Consider the following 19017-nt stretch of genomic DNA (forward strand, 5'->3'; position numbering starts at 1 on the left):
CTCCCATCGGCGCGGGACAGGTTAAGGGGTGCGCCCGCTTGCCGGGCTGATGCTCCCGCGGCCGTGGTCCACGCGCGCCGCGAGGTCGGCGATCACCGCGAGCGCGGGGCCGTCGCCGTCGTCGTGGGGATCCCAGGCGGCACGGGCCAGGTCCACACGCGGCAGCCCGCCGGCGGCCGGGCGCAGCGGCGTGCCCTCGCGATCGCGCGCGGGCGCGGCGCGGGCGGCGAGGTCCTCGGGCAGGGACCCGTCGGCCCGCACGACGCGCCACCACGGGGTGCCCGGATCCGCCTCGGCCATCGCGCGTCCAGCCTGTCGCGCGCCGCCGCGGCCCAGGATCCGCGCGAGCGCCCCATAGGACACGGCACGCCCCGGGGGCACGAGGCACGCGACGGCGGCGAGCGCCTCCGCCACCGTCAGCGGACCCTCGGGTGGCGCGGCGGGGAGGGGAGGAGCGCGGCGCGGCGGAGCGGGGCGCGGGACGGCGGCGGAGGACACGAGCCCATCCTGCCCGCCCGCCGGAGGGTGCTTCACGCGTCCGGCTCCGGCGGTAGCGTGGCGGACGTGAATTGGCATGAGCAGATCCGAGCCGGGTTCGACCTCGAGACCACGGGCAGAGACCCCCAGCAGGCGTTGATCGTGACGGCCACCATCGTGATGGTGGACGCCTCGGGCGCGGCCGTGTCCGCCGCCGAGTGGCTCCTGGACCCGGGCGTCCCGATCCCGGAGGAGGCGGCGCAGGTGCACGGTGTCACCACGGAGCGGGCCCGCGCCGAGGGCATGCCCGCGGCGCAGGGGGTCATCGAGATCACGGAGACGCTGCGGGACCTCTTCGCGGCCGGCATCCCGGTGATCGCGTTCAACGGGGTGTACGACTTCACGGTCATGGACCGTGAGGCGCGGCGGCACGGCCTGACCCCGCTCGACGCCGCGCCCGTGATCGACCCCTACGTGCTGGACAAGCAGCTGGACCGCTACCGCAAGGGCAAGCGCACTCTCACCGCCGTCTCGGAGCACTACGGCGTGCAGCTGGAGGACGCGCACACCTCGGCCGCGGACGCGCTCGCCGCCGTCCAGGTCGCGGACCACCTGGCCCGCAAGTACCCCGCAGTCCAGATCGAGCTGTCGGAGCTGCACGCGAGGCAGGCCCAGTGGAAGGCCGAGCAGGCCGCCAGCTTCGAGGAGTACCTGCGCCGGAAGGATCCGGCGGCCACGGTCTCGCGGGAGTGGCCGGTCGAGCCCGGCACCTGACCCTCGGAGCTCGGACCGCTTTCAGCCCTGCGGCGTCGCGGCCGCGGCCGCCCTCACCGCGCCGGGAAGGGCCTCGAGGACCGTGCCGATCGCGGCGTCGTCGTGCGCCGCCGAGACGAACCAGGCCTCGAAGACCGACGGCGGCAGGTACACGCCCGACTCCAGCATCGACTGGAAGAACGGGGCGTAGCGGAACACCTCCTGGCCCTGCGCGTCGGCGTAGTCCTTCACGCCGCCCTTCGACGTCCCGAACGCCACGGAGAAGAGCGTCCCGGCGCGCTGGATCGAGTGGTCCACGCCCTCCGCGTCGAGCGCCGCCACGAGGCCCTCGCGGACCGCGTCGGAGGCGCGCTGCACGGCGGCGTACACGGCGTCGTCGGCGCTGCTCAGCGTCGCGTACCCGGCGGCCATCGCCACCGGGTTCCCGGAGAGCGTGCCCGCCTGGTACACCGGGCCGAGCGGGGCCAGGTGGTCCATGATCGCGGCCGAGCCGGCGAGCGCGGCGACGGGCATGCCGCCGCCGATCACCTTGCCGAAGCACCAGATGTCCGGGGTCCAGCCCTCGGGCTCCCCGCTGAGGCCCCACGCGCCGCGGCTCGTGGCGCGGAAGCCGGTGAGGACCTCGTCCCAGATCAGCAGCGCACCGTGACGCTGCGTGATCTCGCGCAGGAACGCGTTGAAGCCGTCCTGCGGCTCCACCACGCCCATGTTGCACGGCACGGCCTCGGTGATCACGGCGGCGATCTCGGACCCGCGCTCGGCGAACGCCTTCTCCAGCTCCTCGCGGGAGTTGTACGTGACCACGAGGGTCTCGGAGGCGGCGGCCTCGGTGACGCCGGCCGAGCCGGGCAGTGCCGCCGTCGCGACGCCGGAGCCGGCGGCGGCCAGCAGGCCGTCGGAGTGGCCGTGGTAGCAGCCGGCGAACTTCACGATGAGGTTGCGGCCGGTCACCCCGCGCGCGAGGCGCAGGGCGGTCATGGTGGCCTCCGTGCCGGTGGACACGAAGCGCACGCGCTCCACGGGGACCTTCGAGGCGATCAGCTCGGCGAGCGCGGTCTCCGACTCGGTGGAGGTGCCGAAGCTGAGGCCGCGGTCCACGGCGGCGTGCACGGCCTCCACCACGGCCGGGTGGCCGTGGCCGAGCAGCATGGGACCCCACGAGCAGACGAGGTCCACGTACTCGCGGCCCTCGACGTCGTAGAGGTACGGCCCCTGCGCGCGCTCCATGAAGCGGGGCGTGCCGCCGACGGAGCCGAACGCGCGCACCGGCGAGTCGACGCCGCCGGGGATGACGGTCTGGGCCGCGGCGAACGCGGCGGCGTTGGTGGTGCGGGGGGTGCGGGTGCTCACAGGGAGCCCTCCTTCATCCAGCGGCCGAGCTCGGCCGCCCAGTAGGTCAGCACGGTGTCGGCGCCGGCGCGCCGGATGGAGAGCACGGACTCGGTGATCGCGGCGCGGCGGTCGATCCAGCCGTTCGCGGCGGCGGCCTCGATCATCGCGTACTCGCCGGAGATCTGGTACGCGGAGACCGGCACGTCGGCCATCTCGGCGACATCGCGCACGATGTCCAGGTAGCTCATGGCGGGCTTCACCATGACCATGTCCGCGCCCTCCTCGAGGTCGAGCGCCACCTCCAGCATGGCCTCGGTGCGGTTCGCCGCGTCCATCTGGTAGGTCTTGCGGTCGCCCTGCAGGGCGGAGTCGACGGCGTCGCGGAAGGGGCCGTAGAACGCGGAGGAGTACTTCGCGGCGTACGCGAGGATCGCGGTGTCCTCGTGGCCGGCGTCGTCCAGGGCCTCGCGGATGACGCGCACCTGGCCGTCCATCATGCCGGAGGGGCCCACGACGTCGGCGCCCGCCTCGGCCTGCGCGACGCCCATACGCCCGTAGATCTCCAGGGTGGCGTCGTTGTCCACGGCGCCGTCCTCGCGGAGCACGCCGCAGTGGCCGTGGTCGGTGAACTCGTCCAGGCAGAGGTCGGACATGACGACGAGCGCGTCCCCCACCTCGGCCTTCACGTCGCGGATGGCGGCGTTGAGCACGCCCTCAGGGTGCAGGGAGGCGGAGCCGGTCGCGTCGCGCGTGGCCGGGACGCCGAACAGCATGATGCCGCCCAGGCCCAGCTCGGCGGCCTCGGCCGCGGCCGCCTTGAGCGAGTCGGTGGTGTGCTGCACCACGCCCGGCATGGACGCGATGGGCTGCGGCTCGGCCACGCCCTCCTTGATGAAGGCCGGCAGGATCAGCTCGGCCGGGTGGAGGCGGGTTTCGGCGACCAGGCGGCGCATGGTGGCGGACTGGCGCAGACGGCGGGGGCGCTGGTGGGGGAACGACATGGCCTCGAGTCTAGGCCGTGGGCCGGACGCGGCACGGGTGCGCGGTCCCCCTCAGGACGCCGCCCGGGCCGCCGACGGCGAGGGCGCGCGTCACCGGCGGGGCAGGGCCGCCAGCGCGTCGCGCAGCGCGGCCGCGCGGGTGGTCGTGTCGATCACGGTCCGGGGACCGTCGCGGTCGACGTCCCACGCCACCCAGCCGTCCGCCTGGACGTCATCCCAGGTCGGGACCCGGTGTCCGGGGATGTCGGCCGCGCGCGTCTCGACCCGGCGGCGATGCTCCCGTTCGTCAGGCAGGACCGTCTCCAGGACCACCAGCCGCGCGCCCGCCCGCGACGCGGTCCCCGCCCAGCCGGCCCGGGAGGCGGGGACGGGATGGACGGCGTCGACGACGACGTCGTGGCCCAGCAGCAGGTTGGAGACCGCGAGCTCGTGCACGACGGCGTAGCCCGCAGCGCCCACGTGGTCCTGGACCCGTCCCAGTGCGGTCTCGACGGCGTCCACCCGCAGACAGCAGGCGCCTGTCGCCCGCGCGAGCGCCTGGGCCAGCGTGGTCTTGCCCGTCCCGGCGCGTCCGGCGAGCACGCACAGCCAGGGCCGGTCGCCTCCCTCGATCACCGTTGCCATGGGGCCCATGGTGCCGGTGACGACGCCGGCGCGCCCGCCGACCCGCCGGGGCGGTGTTGACATCCGCACGCCGACCCGATCCCGTGGGGCCCATGACTCCCCCGATCCACCTGCGCCCCCTCCGCCCGGACGACGCCGACGAGATGGTCGTCGTCCTCTCGGATCCGGCCCTGTACACGTTCACGGGCGGCGAGCCTCCCGCCCGGGAGGGCCTCTCCCGCCAGTACGCCGTCCAAGCCCGCGGCCACTCCGACGACCGCAGCGAGACGTGGCTCAACCACCTGGTGGTACTCGACGACACCGGGGAAGCCGTCGGCTACGTGCAGGCCACCGTGCCCGTCTCGGGCGGGCCCGCCGAGATCGCGTGGGTGATCGGCGTCCCCTGGCAGGGCCGGGGCCATGCGACCGCCGCGGCGCGCCTGCTGCTCGACGAGCTCGCCCGGCGCGGGGTCCCCGAGGTCGTGGCCGACATCCACCCCGACCACGCTGCCTCGGCCGCCGTGGCACGGCGGCTCGGCCTGCGCCCCACCGGACACCTCGTCGACGGCGAGCAGCGCTGGGAGGGACCCGTCGCCGTCGCGGACGGGGCCGTCCCGGCCATGAGGAGAGGAACCCCGTGCCCACCGACCTGCTAACCCTCCACCTGTCGCCGGCGCGGCCTGGCGAGCACGTGCCCGGCGGCCTCGAGCTGCGAGGCCTGGAGGTCGAAACGGCTGACGAGCTGGCCCGGTGCTACTTCGCCAGCTACCCACCGGGCGTCGCCGCCTCCGACCTGGCCGAGGCGCGCGAGGAGATGGACGCGACCTTACGCGGCGACTACGGGGAGCTGCGCGCCGAGGCGAGCGCCTCAGCGTGGGTGGAGGGCCGCCGGGCCGGGGCGGTCATGGTCGTCACGCACTCGATCTGGGACGCGGACCTCGCGGGGCCGTTCATCATCGACCTCTTCACCGATCCCGCCGCGCGCGGGAAGGGGGTCGGGCGCGCCCTGGTACAGCACGCCGTCGACGCCTGCTCCGCCGCCGGCGACCCCGCCCTCAGCCTGCGCTTCGGCGAAGGCACCTCCAAAGCGGCCATGGGGATCTATCGGCGGCTCGGATTCCGACCCGTTCGGCAGGGGGAAGCCGGTCATTCCTGGCCGAGCCGCTTCGCGCCATGACGCTGGGCATCGAGACGGAGCGCGTGGGCATCCCGAGCGCCCTCGCCGCCGACCCCTGGCGCCCTGCGTGCGGCGCCGAGCGTTCACCCGTACCAGGTGGCTCCCGGTTATCGCTCCAGCAGCCACGCCGGCTCTGCGCCGGACGCCGTCCTGCCCGGCGCGCTCGACTCATGGACCTGGCCTCGCAACACGTCCATGAGCACCGCCTCAAGATCGCCCGGGCATCTCGTAAGCAGTCGGCTCAGGTCCGTCCGCTGCCCGGTCACCCGTCCCGGGTCCGCCGGTGGCGGCCGCCCCTGCCAGGGCACCACCGTGAGGACCCCCGCGATCACGTCAGCATCCAGGAGCCACGCACAGCGGTTTCGGCTGAAGTGCCGCCGCTCCAGCTCGACGACAAGCCTGCACACCGCCTCCATAGAGGGCATCGATCCGGAAGAGGACGGCCTGCGGGTGCTCACCTCTCCCCCTTCTGAGTACGGTCACCCGCCCGTGCCGGCCCCGCGGAGCCGATATCAGCGGCAGTCGCGCGGCGGATCCATCCGCCGCCGGGCCCACGGTGCCAGCTTTGCCTGGGCTCGTCCGACTCGCGCACCGTGTCGGTGAGCCATACGGTGGTGTCCGGGCCCCACCCGGCGAGGACCGTGGCCGCATCAGCGTCTACGGACAGCGCCCGGGTGGCTGAGCTGAGATAGCCCATGGTGGTCAGATGCACCGCGTCCCACTCCGAGGCGACCTGCTCCCAGTCCGGTATGACCCAACGGCCGGACCGGCCCGTCACCCGGTACCAGTCGTGCCGGCGTGAGGCACTCACCTCCAGAGGGAACTCCCGGCACAGCCGCACCCAGTCACCGGGGGCGTGGATCTCATACGTCCTCCCCGCCCCCTGCACCGGGATCACCGTGGCCGCCTCCGCGCCGAGAGCGTCCTCGACGAGGTCCAACCCGGTGGGGATCTGCCCGAAGCCAGCAGTGACTCCCTGAGGGATCGACCACCAGCTCCCGGACCAGTTCGCCGTGGGGTCGGCCGGGCGTTCGACGGTGGCGCGAGCCTCCTGCAACCGCTCCTCCTGGGCCCATTCCGACAGGACGCGACCCGGGTGACGGGTCAGCCGGGTCGGATCCTCGAAATCCCGCCAGTCGGCGACCCACTGCACCGGCTGGCGTGGACGTCCCCAGGGCCGGGACGCGGGTGAGGCCACGACGGCGGCGGCCACGGGTGCCAGGGCGGCGCGGATGACCGACTGCCCAGCCAGCACGTCCTCCCCGTCGGGCTCCTGCCAGTACCTGGCCGATTCCACGGCGCTGACCAGAGCCGACTGGACCACGTCGTCCGAGAGGCCCGAGAGGTCGAGACCGGTCAGGGCCCCTGCCACCTCGTCCGGGGATACCGTCGGAGGCGAGACCGGGACGCGGCGGCCCTCGTGGACAGCCCACACGAGACGGGCGCCGCCCCGATCCGGGTCCAGCTCTTGCCCGAGCCAGAACACCAGGTCTGTGGAGTTGATCGGTGGATGGCGTGCTTCTGGTGGGGGTGAGTGGCGTTAGCTGGTGATGAGGGTGCTGACGGCTGCTTCGATGACGTCGTCGGTGATGGTGTCGAGTTGGTTGATCTTCAGGACGCGTCCGATTTGGGGGAAGAGGCGCTCGAGGAGGCGGAAGTTGCCTCGGGTGATGCGTTCGATCGCGGCGATGGCCTGGGCGTCGGTGAAGTCTTCGGGGTCGAGGGTGCGGCCGAGGCGCTTCCAGTGGCGGGTCAGGACGAACAGCAGTTCCTCGCGCGCGAGGGCGCGGTAGCGGTGGGAGAACCCGAGGCGGCTGTAGAGCTGGGGGTAGTGGCGGAACCGCTGGTCGATGCCGGGCATCCCGATGAACATGAGGGCGACGTGGTGGCGGTCGTGGAGGTCTCGGAGTAGCTCGAGTGAGGTCGGCGTGAGACGTTCGGCCTCGTCGATGATGATCAGCTCGGTGAAGTCGATGGTGCGGGGAACTTCGGTGGTCGTGATCTTCCCGATCGCGCAGAGATGCTCGTAGATCAGCACTCCGACCTTGCCGCGGTAGAACTCGATGTCGCGCATGAGATCGCGGTGCTTGGCGAGGACCTCTGGGGTGTAGAACACGGTGCGGGAGCGGTGGGCGGCGGCGTAGTGTTTCAGGTCGGCCTCGCTGCGTGGCCCCCAGGCTTGGATGAAGGGTTCGAGGGTGTCCCAGTGGGCGTACCGGCGGGCGGACTCCGTCTTGCCGACCCCGGCCTCGCCGTGGCAGATGCCCATGGTGACGTCCTTGCGGATGGCGCCGGCGAACTCGGTGAAGCGGCGGTGTTCCTTGGTGACGATGAAGTCGCGGTTCATCTACTCGTCCTCTTCGTAGGTCTTCAGGCGCTTCCTGGGCCGTCGCGCGGGAGCGGGCGGGTCGTCAGGGGGTCGTGGAGTCGTGGGGATGCGGTCGTTGATGTCTTTGCGCAGTTGCCGGCGGCGGGCTCGTCGGGCGGTTTCGATGTCATGGAGGCTGTAGCGCTGGTTGGGGTGGGCTTCGTCAATCGCTGTGCATACGAAGGAGTCGTGGTCGTATACCCGGATCTCGGACAGGTCCCGGGGGTCGTAGCGGATGGTGACCGTGCGCCCGACGAACGAGGCGAGCGTGGGCGAGAGGTAGCGCTGGCCTTGGAAGTGGATCCCGTCGCGCTGGACGGTGCGATGCTTGGAGACCCGCAGAAGTAGCCCGTCGAGCTCTTCGAGACTCTCGGGGAGTCGCGGCAGCCATCCCTCAGGGATCCAGGCCACCTCCGGGCTCGTGCGGATCGCGGTGTGCGTGCGCTGGTTGTACTGGCCGACGAACTCCCCGACGGCTCGGTCGAGACCAGGAAGGTCCAGCACCGGCACGGGGTGTGGGTGTCCAGGGGTGAGGCGCCCGGGCAGGGTCGCGAGCAGTTCGGTGTTGACGGTGTGGAAGAACCGCTCGATCTTTCCTCTGCCCTGGGGGCGGGCGACGGCGGAGTGGATGATGCGGATCTTCAACGTGATCGCGGTGTACTCGAGATGATGGCTGGTGAAGTCGCGGCCATGGTCGACGTAGAGCACGTCCGGGATGCCGCACATCGGCCAGGCGGGGTCGCTCTTGGGCCAGATCGCTTGGCGCAGCGCCAACGCGGTGTTCATCGCCGAGGGCGCGCCCTCGAAGACCATGTACCCGCAGATCGCCCGCGAGAAGTCGTCCATGACCGTGGTCAACCAGGGCCTGGATGGTCTCCCGCTGGGGTCCTAGATGAGGATGTCGAGCTCGGTGTGGTCGACCTGCCACAGGGCATTGGGGTGCTCTGCGCGATGGCGGAAGACGAGCTCGTGGCGATCCCGGTAGGACGCTGGCCCCTCAAGCGCGAGCGTCACCATCGCTGGATCCAATGCCTGCACGACCGACCGCACCGTCGCGTAGCTCGGCGTGCTCACGCCTCGTTGTGCAGCCTCGGCTACGGCCAGGCGGTGCAGCGTCGCGATGGTCGGGCGAGGCGTGGTCAGAGCCAGGTGCTCCACGAACGCCAGCAGCTCAGGCGCGGTCCGACGCACGCCGGCATCGGCGCGCTGCGCCCGCTCAAGAGCCGAGATGCCACCTGTCCGGTAGAGGCTGTGTCAACGCGAGAGCGTTCGCTCTCCCACTCCGGTCTCCCGAGCGAGGCTCGCCAGTGGGATGCCGTCTTCGACGTGGAGCCGCAGGATCTTCCACTTCTGCGGCCCGTCCATGTCACGCCTGCGCGATGCTCTCGCGAGCGGCGGCGTCCCGCTGGTGGCGGTAGAGCGTCGCCCGTGACCATCCCACCAGGCGCGCCGCCTCCTCAGCGGTGCGCCCCTTCGCTCTCTCTTCGGCAGCGATCGCGAGCTTGCGATCCACGACCTCCGGGTTCACGGGCGGCCGGCCGAATCTCGTGCCCTGGGCCCGGGCTGCTGCGATTCCCGCGTTGACGCGCTCGGTGATCAGCTCGCGTTCGTACTCCGCCAGTGTTGCCAGCATCCCGAGCATGAGCCGGCCCGACGACGTCTCGGGATCGATCCCGTCGGAGACCGACTGGATCTTCACGCCGCTGTCCCTCAGCAGGTTCACGGTGTTGAGCACGTCGATCAGCGACCGGCCCAGTCGGTCGATCCGCCAGACCACCACCGTGTCCTCAGGCTCCGCGTAGGCCAAGAGCTTCTTCATGCCCGGACGCTCCGCTGCGCTTTTCGCCCCGGATGTCACGTCCGAGAACACGTCCCGCTTTTGCACGCCGGCGGCAAGGAGAGCGTCGAGCTGCAGTGCCGGGTCCTGCCCCGCCGTCGACACTCGCGTGTACCCCAGAAGCCTCATTACCACATGATGCCCCATAAAATCGGTCCGTCGGAAGATCTGAGACAAAAACGGTGCGACGACTTCTCGAGACACTCCGGCCAACTGTGCCCAGCTCGAGACGATCCGCCCGCCACCCGAGCGGATGTCTCACAAAACTGTACCTTCACGAGATGCTTGGTCATCCGGCCGGATATGCAAGAACCATCGAGCGGAGAATCAACCTCTTGATACTATTGCGGCATGAGGATCATCGTGTGTGGGGCAGGTATGGGTGGTCTCGCGCTGGCACACGGACTCTCGGGGAAGGCTGAGGTCGTAGTTGTAGAGCAGGATGTCGCTGCCGCGGAGACGGGCGGGTATCGCATTAGCCTCAACGATGAAGCCTGCGGCGCACTCGCAGATTTGATCCCAGGGGCGCTGATGGAAGAAATCCGGCTGGTATCAGACACCGGGAGCGCGTTCGAGCAGTTCACCATCGCGGACTCCCAATTGCGTCCGATCGTGGTCGCGGCTGAACCCACCGGACAGGACCGCATCTTGGCGCAACGCCAAGTGCTGAGAGTCCTGCTTGCGAGGGACATCAGCGCCTCGATCCGATTTGGATCGACAGTGCGCGATGTAGCACAGGATGACACGGGTGCAGCGGTCACGCTTTCAGATGGCTCCGTTGTTGATGGTGACCTTGTGGTGGCCGCCGACGGCGCAAATTCGACGGTCATCTCTTCGTTCCTCGGCACGTCGCCCACCCGCGATCTTGGTCTCACCGGTATTGCGGGATGGGCACCGCTCGGAACAGACGACCCGCCGACCTACCTGCGCCGGGGTCCGGCCTTGGCGTTCGGGGCCGACGGCACCGGCGTCTTCCTCTCGATCTACAACCCCCCCCTCGCGACCTGCGACCGACCCGACAGTTGCGGCTTTGACCGGCGGGCCAGCTCTTATCTGGGGCACGATTAACCGCAGCGAGAGCCTCAGAGGCACCCGACACACATCGGCAGGTGACCTGGTCCAGCAGGCGGGCGCGTTGCTCACGCGATGGTCGCCCTGGCTAACCGAGCACGTGTCGGCCTCGGACCTCGAACGTGTTGCAGCGTTCAGGTTCCGGGCGGCAAACCCATCCGGACCGATCGCAGATTGGACGCCTCGCAGTGTCACGGGGCTCGGAGATGCGATCCACGCGATGCCACCGACCGGCGGTCGGGGTGCGTCGACGGCCATCTGTGATGCCGCCGACCTCGTTGATGCCATCACCGAGCATCTGGATGGCGCCCCGTTACACTCCGCACTCGCCCGCTACCAGCGTTCTATATCACCCCGGGCCCGCGCAGCGATCCGTGAGTCCCTTGGTCCCGTGCGAGTAATCAACGTTCTGCGTCATCGACCAGCGCAAGCCCTGGCCCGACCTCTGCTGAGCGTCGCGGGTGCGTGGGGACAGCGTCGCTATCGCGGCACGCCATGAAGGCGGCGCTCCGATCAGGAGGTGACCCCAACCTTGTCTTGGTGCTGTGGGAATTGCAGCAAACTGCGCGTGAAGCCGCACGTCATCTCGAGCGGACAACCAGAGCCGCGGGGATCAGCACGGCCGAGTTCGGCGTGCTGGCGTGCACAACCGATGACCCTGGGATCACGCAGGCGCAGATCGCGCGCCAACTCCATATTCGCCCTCAAGCGCTTACCGCTACCGTCAACAAGCTCCAGCGCCGCGGCCTCATCCGCGGCAGTACCGAGGGCCGTGGGCGACCATCTCACCTCACAATCACCGATCAGGGACGAACTGCCCTCGACGCCGCATGGCCATCGATCGTCGCCCTCAATGAGCCCGCTAACCTGCAGCTCACAGAGGATGCAGCGAGCTCTCTTGCCGCACAGCTCGCCCAACTGCGTGAGAACCTGGCCATGACCGGACCAGCGACAGCGCCTCGCTGACGACGTCGTTGAAGCCGCAGCGGTCGTCGTGGATCACCGTCACATAGCGGCCACACAACGCCGCCACCGAGCTATCAACTCCACACACCAGGTCCGCGACCCGCGGGCTGAGCGCCCTCGCCGCTTCGAGGCAGAGACGCCGCCCCCGCGGACCGGCCAGCAGTGCCTGTGTGCTCGCTTCCATCGGACCATCCTCCCCCGACCCCCACGACTCGTCGAGGGCCACCTCCGCCCCCGTGGCCCCGTCGTGCTGGAACCACAGCGTCGCCTCGGCCCGAAACGGTCTTGCCTGTCGCGCTCGGCTCGCGCTGGATGTGCTCACCTTTGACTCGCGGCGAGGGTCTGCCGTGAGTTTGGTTGACATCTTGACCTGACCTATGGGTCGGTTTCCAGTTGACGTCGCTAGCCGATGGTCTTCATGGAAGGCTCATCGCATGCCCCGCCCGTACCCTCCAGAGTTCCGTGCCCGGGCCATCGCTCTGGTCCGCGAAGGCCGACAGGTCAAGCAGACCGCGCAGGCCCTCGGTATCCACGAGGTCACCCTCCACACCTGGCTCCGACAGGACGACATCGACCACGGCCGCCGGTCTGGACTCAGCAGTCGCGAGTCTGCCGAACTCCGCGCGGCTCGCGGTCGCGTCCGGCAGCTCGAGCAGGAGATCGCGATCCTCCGCCGCGCTGCGACATGGCTCGACGAGGAGGGAGGAGTGGACCCAAAAGGGCGCACCCGGTGATCGACAGACTCGTCGACGCCGGAGCTCCAGTGCACACCTGCTGCCGCCTTCTGGGCGTCTCTCGCCAGGGCTACTACCGCTACCGGAAGCGTCCCACCAGCGCCACCGAGCTCCGCCGACGCTGGCTGACTGGACTGATCCGCGAGATCCACATCGCCTCTCGTGGCACCTACGGCTACCGCCGGATCCACGCAGAGCTCACCATGGGCATGAAAATTCCCTGCTCGAGCCGACTCGTCTGGGTCCTCATGACCCGCGCGGGGATCGGAGGACTCCCTGGGCCGGCCCGCATCAAGCGCCTCAAGGGAGTCGCCACCGCAGACGACCTGGTGAACCGGAAATTCCATCGCCTCGAACTCAACGAACTGTGGGTCACCGACATCACCGAGCATCCCACCCGCGAAGGCAAGGTCTACTGCGCCGCGGTCCTGGACGCTTGCAGCCGCAAAATCATTGGCTGGGCCATCGACTCCAAGCAGGACTCCACCCTGGTCGTCAACGCCCTGGACATGGCCATTCGAGCACGCCAGCCAGATCCTGGAGGGATCGTGCACGCAGACCACGGAGTCCAGTTCACCTCCTGGGTCTTCACGCAGAAGATCCGCTCCGCGGGCCTGCTGCCCTCGTTCGGGACCGTGGGAGACGGCCTGGACAATGCGATGATGGAATCGTTCTGGTCGAGCATGCAGATCGAGCTGCTGAACCGGAAGAAGTGGAAGACCCGGATCGAACTCGCGAACGCGATCTTCGAGTACATCGAGGTGTTCTACAACCGCCACCGCCGACACTCCTCACTCGAGTACGCGACACCGAACGACTACGACCTCGCCCGCACCCCGCAGGCACTCGCAACCACCGGAAGCTAGTGATCGAGAGTGGAAACCAGGCCATAGGTCAGGTCATCTGATCTGTGGTCCCGGGATGGACTGCTGGAAGGATGGCCTCATGCCCGCTGCATACCCCCGAGAGTTCCGCCAAGACGTGGTCGCGATCGCCCGCAAGGGCCAGATGCCGATCGCGCAGGTCGCGAAGGACTTCGGCATCACCGCCTCCTGCCTGCGTCGCTGGCTGGCCCAAGACGATGTCGAGGCCGGGATCCGGCCGGCCATCACCAAAGCTGAGAACGAGGAGCTGAAGGCGCTCAAGCGCCGCAACCGTGAATTGGAGATGGAGAACGAGGTCCCACGCCGCGCCGCCGCGTATCTGTCGCAGGCGAACCTGAAATTGGGTCAGTCCCCACAATGACCTATCCCGTCGTGAAGGACCTGGCCCGCGACGGGATCCCCGTGAAACTCTCCTGCCAGGTCCTCGGGTTCACCCGTCAGGCCTACTACCAGTGGCCGGCCGAACCTGTCAGCGCGCGGGAATGGTCCGACGCGCATGCCGCCAACGCCGACCTCGATGCCCATGCTGATGACCCGGAGTTCGGATACCGGTTCCTGGCTGAGAAGCTCCGCGACCGTGGCCTGGCCGTATCGGACCACCAGACGTTGAAGGCCTGCCGGCTCGTGCGTGTCCGCTGCTGCCACTGGATCCGCCGCGGCTCGGGCAAGCGTCCTGGCCCTGCCGTTCATGATGATCTGGTTCGTCGTCAGTTCCGCGCTGAGAAGCCGAACCAGTTGTGGCTCACGGACATCTCAGAGCATTGGGCCGGGGACTTGCAAGCTCTACCTCTGCGCGGTCAAGGACGTGTTCTCGAACCGGATCGTGGGCTACTCGATCGACCGGCGGATGAGCTCGCAGCTGGCCGTGGAGGCCCTGCAGATGGCTCTGGCCCGGCGCGGAGGAAAAGCCGGCGTCCAGGGCTGCCGTGTGCATTCGGATCGTGGGTCGCAATTTCGATCCAGGCGATTCGTGGAGACGCTGCGGGTCAACGGCCTGGTCGGGTCGATGGGCAGGGTCGGTGCTGCTGGGGACAACGCGGCGATGGAATCCTTCTTCGCGCTGTTGCAGAAGAACGTGCTGAACCGGCGTCGCTGGCAGTCCTTCGACCAGCTCCGGCTCGCGATCGTGAGCTGGATCGAGCGGACCTATCACCGCCGTCGTAGGCAGGCCCGTCTCGGGAGACTCACCCCTGAAGCGCTCTGGGTTTCGTTCCGATCCAACTGAAGGAGAATCGGAACATGCCCAAGAAGTACACCCCCGAGCTGCGTGAGCGCGCTGTGCGGATGGTCCTGGAACGCCAAGCCGCTCAAGGAGGGCCTCGCTCGCACTCCATCCGAGCCATCGCCCCGCAGGTCGGAGTCGGTGAAGAGACGCTGCGCATGTGGTGCAACCGCCACGGCCACGAGATCACCCAGGCGCCGGCGGGAGAAGATCTGCAGCAGGAGAACAAGCGCCTCAAACGTGAGCTCGCTGAAGCCAGGCGTGCGAACGAGATCCTCAAAGCCGCCTCGGCTTTTTTCGCCAGGGAGCTCGACCGCCCCACGACGAGATGATCGCGTTCATCGACGAACACCGCGATCAATTCGGGGTCGAGGCCATCTGTCGCACCCTGCGTGCGACGGAATGTGGGTTCATCACCTCCCGCGGCTACCGGGCCGTGAAGAGTCGACCGGCTTCCGCTCGGGCCCTGCGCGATACGATCCTCATCGAGGAGCTCAAGCGGATCCATGCGGAGAACTACGGCGTCTACGGGGTGCGCAAGATGCACCATGCGATGCGCCGCGCCGGGTGGGAGATCGGCCGGGACCAGGTCGCCCGCCTGATGAAGCTCGCCAGCGTGGAAGGGGTTCGGCGCGGCCGCAAGCCGATCACCACGAGGCCGGCAGGCGAGCCGGATGCTCGTCCTGACCTCGTGGAGCGCTGCTTCACCGCCGAGCGGCCGAACCAGCTGTGGGTCGCTGACATCACCTACGTCAGGATCCTGGGCGGGTTCTGCTATGTCGCTTTCATCACCGACGTCTACTCCCGGCGCGTCGTGGGATGGGCGGTCTCGGGCAGCCTGCACACCGCGGGGCTGCCGTTGCTCGCCCTCGAGCACGCACTGGTCTCCACCGGCGCTACCCGCGGGCGGCAGGGCCTGATCCACCACTCGGATCGGGGAAGCCAGTACGTCAGCTTGGCGTACTCGGACGCGCTCATCACCGCCGGGGTGACGGCTTCGGTAGGCACCGTGGGCGACTCTTACGACAACGCCCTGGCCGAGACCGTGAACGGGCTCTACAAGGCCGAGCTCATCCACTCCAAGCGGATCTGGGAGTCCGTCGAGGCGGTCGAGCTGGCCACCATGGGGTGGGTGCACTGGTGGAACACGCAGCGTCTCCACGAAGCGCTCGGCTACCGCACTCCAGTGGAGGTCGAGGCGGCCTACACTCACGACCAGGATTCAGCGCCCGTTGCGTCCTGACCTCGGAACGAAACCCAGGGCGCTTCACCCCCGTCGAGTTCGAGATGGTTCAATCAGTCCAGGCGGCTGCCGCCGCCTGATAACTCGTGTCAACCAAACTCACGGCAGACCCGCCCTAAGGGATGGCCCTCCTGTCGTCGAAGCAGGGGCCGGCCTCACCCAGGGCGGCCCATCATCCGCTGACGGCACCACACCTCCAAGGACGGCCCGTCCACCGAACGGGCCCTCCTTGGGATTGTGGTGCGGCGATGCCGGTCAGGTCGCGGGCAGCTCCTGAAGCATCTGTTCCATCTCGGTGATCTCGGCCTGCTGGTCCGCGACGACCTTTTCGGCCAGGGCCACGGCCTGCGGGGTCTGCCCGCCCTCGACCTCGTCCTGGGCCATCTCGATGGCGCCCTGGTGGTGGGCGGTCATCTGCTCCAGGTACAACCGGGCGGCCTCGGTGCCCTGGGCCTGCTCCAGGGCGGCCATGTCCTCCTCGGACATCATCCCGGACATCCCGCCGTGGTCCATGCCCTCCATACCGCCCATGTCTCCCATGTCCACGGGGTCTTCACCCCAGGCGGTGAGCATGGCGTTCATGCGCTCGATCTCCGGGCCCTGGGCGTCGATGACCTTCTGGGCGAACTCGGCCACCTCGGCCGGGATCTCATCCTTGGCCAGCAGCATCTCGCTCATCTCCACCGCCTGCTGGTGATGCGGGATCATCATCTGAGCGAACATCACGTCCGCGTCATTGTGCTCGGCGGAGACCTCCTCGGCCGAACCGGTGGCCGAGCTAGTAGCCGATTCCGTGGCGGACGGTGTCGCGGTGTCCGTGGCCGCAGGGGTGGCGGCGGGGGCGGAGCCGGTCGCGGTGGCCGAGGCCTCAGCGCCGGCGTTCTCGTCCTGGGCCCCGGTGCCGCAGGCGGTCAAGGTCAGGGCGGAGGCCAGGGTCAGGGCGGTCAGCGTCATGGTGCGTTTCATGGTGGGTCCTTTCATGGTGGGTTGAGGGTTCACATCAGGGTTCACGCCAAGGGGCGAGATCAGGAAACCGCAGCCGGCTGAAGGGCAGCCTGCGACCGGGGGTGCTCGAGAGGAGCCAGGTGCTCCGGGTCCAGGTCGGTGCGGCGCAGCAGCTGGGCGTTGAGGGCCACCACGATGGTGGAGACGGACATCAGGATCGCGCCCACCGCGGGGGAGAGCACGAAGCCGATCGGGGCCAGCACGCCGGCGGCCAGCGGGACGGCGAGCACGTTGTATCCGGTGGCCCAGACCAGGTTCTGGATCATCTTGGTGTAACTGGCCTTGGACAGGTGGATCATGGATAGCACGGCACGGGGGTCATTGCCGGCCAGCACCACGCCGGCCGATTCCATGGCCACGTCGGTGCCGGCGCCGATGGCGATGCCGACCTCGGCCCGGGCCAGGGCCGGGGCGTCGTTCACGCCGTCCCCGACCATGGCCACGGACAGGCCCCGGGCCTGCAGTTCGGTGACCTTGGTGTCCTTGTCCTGGGGAAGGACCTCGGCGAAGACCTCGTCGATGCCCAGATCCCGCGCCACGGCCTCGGCGACCTGGCGGGCGTCGCCGGTGATCATCGCGACCTTGACCCCCCGGGCGTGCAGGGCGGCCACGGCGGCCCGGGACTCGGGGCGGATCTTGTCCTCCACGGCGACCGCGCCGATAACGGACCCGTCGCGGACCACATGCAGCACCCCGGCCCCCCGATCCGTCCAGGCCCGGACATCGGCGGCCAGTGCCTCGGGGGTGTCCAGGGTGAGCTCGCGCAGCATGTTCGGCCCGCCGACGAGGACCTCGGCCCCGGCCACGGTGGCCGTGACCCCGCGGCCGGTGGCGGCCTGGAATCCGGTGCCGCGCAGGCCCAACCGGGCGGCCTCGGCATGACTGGTGGCGGCGGTGACGATGGCCCGGGCCACCGGGTGCTCGCTGTCGGCCTCGGCCGCGGCGGCGTAGGCCAACAGCTCGGCCTCGGAAATGCCGGGCGCCGCGGCGACACCGGTGACGGCGTGGGCGCCCTCGGTCAGGGTGCCGGTCTTGTCAAAGAGCACCACGTCGATGGTCCGCATCTTCTCCAGGGCCATCCGGTCCTTGATCAGCAGCCCGGCCTTGGCGGCGCGTTCGGTGGAGATCGCGATCACCAGCGGGATGGCCAGGCCCAGGGCGTGCGGGCAGGCGATCACCAGCACGGTCACGGTGCGGGTGACCGCATCGGTGGGCTGACCGATCACGGTCCACACGATCGCGGTGATGATCGCCGCCCCCAGGGCGAACCAGAACAGCAACGCGGCGGCCCGGTCCGCCAACGCCTGGGCCCGGGAGGAGGACTCCTGGGCGTCGGCGACCATCCGCTGGATCCCGGCCAGAGCGGTGTCGGCACCGACGGCCTCGATGCGCACCCGCACGGTGTTGTCGGTGGCCACGGTCCCGGCCACCACCCGCTCCCCGACGGTGCGGGCCACGGCCCGGGATTCGCCGGTGATCATCGACTCGTCGAACTCCGCGGCGCCTTCCAGGATGGTCCCGTCGGCCGGCACGCGGGCCCCGGAGCGCACCAACACGGTGTCCCCGACCGCCAGCTCGCCGACGGGCACGGTCACGGTGTCTCCGTCCACGATCTTCTCGGCCTTCTCCGGCAGCAGCGCGGCCAGGGCGTCCAGGGCGGAGGATGCCGCGCCGAGGGCGCGCATCTCCATCCAGTGCCCGAGCAGCATGATGGTCACCAGCAGGGCCAGTTCCCACCAGAAGTCCAGCATCAGGTCCCCGATGCCCAGGGAGGTGATCCAGGAGGCGACGAAGGCCACGGTGATGGCCATCGCGATCAGCAGCATCATCCCCGGCTGGCGGGAGCGCACCTCGGTGAGTCCGCCCTTGAGGAAGGGGGCGCCGCCGTAGAGGTAGATCACGGTGCCCAGCACCGGGGCGATCCACGCCGAACCGGGGAACTCAGGGACGTGGTAGCCCAGCAGTTGTCCGACCATGTGGCTGAAGAACACCACCGGGAGTGACAGCACCAGCGAGACCCAGAACCGGTTCTTGAACATCGCGGTGGAATGCCCGGCGTGCTTGCCGTGGTCATGGACCTGGTGCTCCTCGTCCAGGGCCGAGTGGGCGTGGCCCTGGGGCATGGCCTGCCCGTGGGTGGCCGCGTCCGCGGGGTGGTGGGCGGCATGGTCGGTGTGGTTGGCGTGGCCGGCGTGGGGGTTCGGGTCTGGGTGTTCGGCGGTCTGGTCGGTGGGGTGATCGTGGTGGTGCGGGGTGCTCATGGTGTTCCTTCTGCTCGGCGGTCTGTTCGGCGACCGGCTCGGCGGTGGGGCGCCGACCTCGA

At 69.5% G+C, this 19017-nt stretch carries 17 protein-coding genes, 2 pseudogenes and 1 other annotated feature; of the genes and pseudogenes, 9 read left to right on the forward strand and 10 right to left on the reverse strand.

The window, feature by feature from the left end:
- Positions 1-21 precede the first annotated feature (21 nt).
- A complete protein-coding gene (locus tag LG274_RS03985) occupies positions 22-498 on the reverse strand; it encodes an MGMT family protein (protein ID WP_404465543.1) in 477 nt (158 codons plus the stop codon).
- Between the two features lie 66 nt (positions 499-564).
- On the opposite strand from LG274_RS03985, the gene LG274_RS03990 reads away from it, so the two are divergent.
- Positions 565-1251, forward strand: a complete 687-nt coding sequence (locus LG274_RS03990; protein WP_404465545.1) for a 3'-5' exonuclease — start codon at positions 565-567, stop codon at positions 1249-1251.
- A 21-nt stretch (positions 1252-1272) separates the two neighbouring features.
- Here the strand turns inward: LG274_RS03990 and hemL are convergent, their stop codons facing one another.
- From hemL to LG274_RS04005, 3 genes are all read right to left on the reverse strand, one after another.
- Entirely contained in the window at positions 1273-2601 is a 1329-nt protein-coding gene (gene hemL, locus LG274_RS03995) for a glutamate-1-semialdehyde 2,1-aminomutase (RefSeq protein WP_404465547.1), read from the reverse strand.
- Positions 2598-3584, reverse strand: a complete 987-nt coding sequence (gene hemB / locus LG274_RS04000; RefSeq protein WP_298713820.1) for a porphobilinogen synthase — start codon at positions 3582-3584, stop codon at positions 2598-2600. Before hemB ends, hemL begins: the two co-directional genes overlap by 4 nt.
- Before the next feature lie 90 nt (positions 3585-3674).
- A complete protein-coding gene (locus tag LG274_RS04005) occupies positions 3675-4208 on the reverse strand; it encodes an ATP-binding protein (RefSeq protein ID WP_298987325.1) in 534 nt (177 codons plus the stop codon).
- A 92-nt stretch (positions 4209-4300) separates the two neighbouring features.
- On the opposite strand from LG274_RS04005, the gene LG274_RS04010 reads away from it, so the two are divergent.
- Positions 4301-4843 (forward strand): GNAT family N-acetyltransferase, encoded by a 543-nt coding sequence (locus LG274_RS04010; protein WP_298987320.1) that lies wholly within the window; start codon positions 4301-4303, stop codon positions 4841-4843.
- Complete coding sequence (locus LG274_RS04015; protein ID WP_343281973.1) at positions 4825-5364, forward strand: GNAT family N-acetyltransferase; 540 nt, start codon at positions 4825-4827, stop codon at positions 5362-5364. The genes LG274_RS04010 and LG274_RS04015 overlap by 19 nt, the downstream gene beginning before the upstream one ends.
- Positions 5365-5818: 454 nt before the next feature.
- Here the strand turns inward: LG274_RS04015 and LG274_RS04020 are convergent, their stop codons facing one another.
- From LG274_RS04020 to LG274_RS04035, 4 genes and pseudogenes are all read right to left on the reverse strand, one after another.
- Positions 5819-6736, reverse strand: a complete 918-nt coding sequence (locus tag LG274_RS04020; protein ID WP_298987316.1) for a hypothetical protein — start codon at positions 6734-6736, stop codon at positions 5819-5821.
- 168 nt (positions 6737-6904) lie between these two features.
- A complete protein-coding gene (locus LG274_RS04025; RefSeq protein WP_404465552.1) occupies positions 6905-7711 on the reverse strand; it encodes an AAA family ATPase in 807 nt (268 codons plus the stop codon).
- Positions 7712-9097, reverse strand: a pseudogene (locus LG274_RS04030) (Mu transposase C-terminal domain-containing protein).
- A 1-nt stretch (position 9098) separates the two neighbouring features.
- Positions 9099-9698 (reverse strand): recombinase family protein, encoded by a 600-nt coding sequence (locus tag LG274_RS04035; protein ID WP_404465554.1) that lies wholly within the window; start codon positions 9696-9698, stop codon positions 9099-9101.
- 222 nt (positions 9699-9920) lie between these two features.
- Here LG274_RS04035 and LG274_RS04040 point away from each other — a divergent pair, with 222 nt between their 5' ends.
- The 6 genes and pseudogenes from LG274_RS04040 (at position 9921) to LG274_RS04065 (ending at position 15689) form a co-directional block, all read left to right on the forward strand.
- On the forward strand, positions 9921-10637 hold the full coding sequence (locus tag LG274_RS04040) for an FAD-dependent oxidoreductase (RefSeq protein WP_404465556.1): 717 nt from the start codon (positions 9921-9923) through the stop codon (positions 10635-10637).
- A gap of 223 nt (positions 10638-10860) precedes the next feature.
- Positions 10861-11139: an FAD-dependent oxidoreductase gene (locus LG274_RS04045; protein ID WP_404465558.1), complete on the forward strand. Its 279-nt coding sequence runs from the start codon at positions 10861-10863 to the stop codon at positions 11137-11139.
- Positions 11136-11606, forward strand: coding sequence for a MarR family winged helix-turn-helix transcriptional regulator (locus LG274_RS04050; protein WP_404465560.1), 471 nt, complete (start codon positions 11136-11138; stop codon positions 11604-11606). The genes LG274_RS04045 and LG274_RS04050 overlap by 4 nt, the downstream gene beginning before the upstream one ends.
- A 434-nt stretch (positions 11607-12040) precedes the next feature.
- A protein-coding gene (locus LG274_RS04055; RefSeq protein WP_248126795.1) for an IS3 family transposase occupies positions 12041-13206 on the forward strand; the annotation gives its coding sequence in 2 pieces (ribosomal slippage) (positions 12041-12317 and positions 12317-13206; 1167 coding nt in all).
- A 79-nt stretch (positions 13207-13285) separates the two neighbouring features.
- Positions 13286-14449: pseudogene (locus tag LG274_RS04060) on the forward strand (IS3 family transposase).
- A 14-nt stretch (positions 14450-14463) separates the two neighbouring features.
- Positions 14464-15689, forward strand: a protein-coding gene (locus LG274_RS04065; RefSeq protein ID WP_404464938.1) for an IS3 family transposase whose coding sequence is annotated in 2 segments (ribosomal slippage) — positions 14464-14737 and positions 14737-15689 — 1227 coding nt in all. Because the reading frame shifts where the segments join, the coding sequence is not laid out codon by codon here.
- Positions 14736-14837, forward strand: a sequence feature (AL1L pseudoknot). (Overlaps the previous gene by 102 nt.)
- Before the next feature lie 255 nt (positions 15690-15944).
- Here LG274_RS04065 and LG274_RS04070 read toward each other — a convergent pair.
- Both LG274_RS04070 and LG274_RS04075 read right to left on the reverse strand, forming a co-directional pair.
- Positions 15945-16655, reverse strand: a complete 711-nt coding sequence (locus LG274_RS04070; protein ID WP_041290833.1) for a DUF305 domain-containing protein — start codon at positions 16653-16655, stop codon at positions 15945-15947.
- Positions 16656-16714: 59 nt separating this feature from the next.
- On the reverse strand, positions 16715-18955 hold the full coding sequence (locus LG274_RS04075) for a copper-translocating P-type ATPase (RefSeq protein ID WP_404465563.1): 2241 nt from the start codon (positions 18953-18955) through the stop codon (positions 16715-16717).
- Positions 18956-19017 lie beyond the last annotated feature (62 nt).

It is taken from the genome of Micrococcus antarcticus, assembly GCF_044872765.1.
Taxonomy (GTDB): domain Bacteria; phylum Actinomycetota; class Actinomycetes; order Actinomycetales; family Micrococcaceae; genus Micrococcus.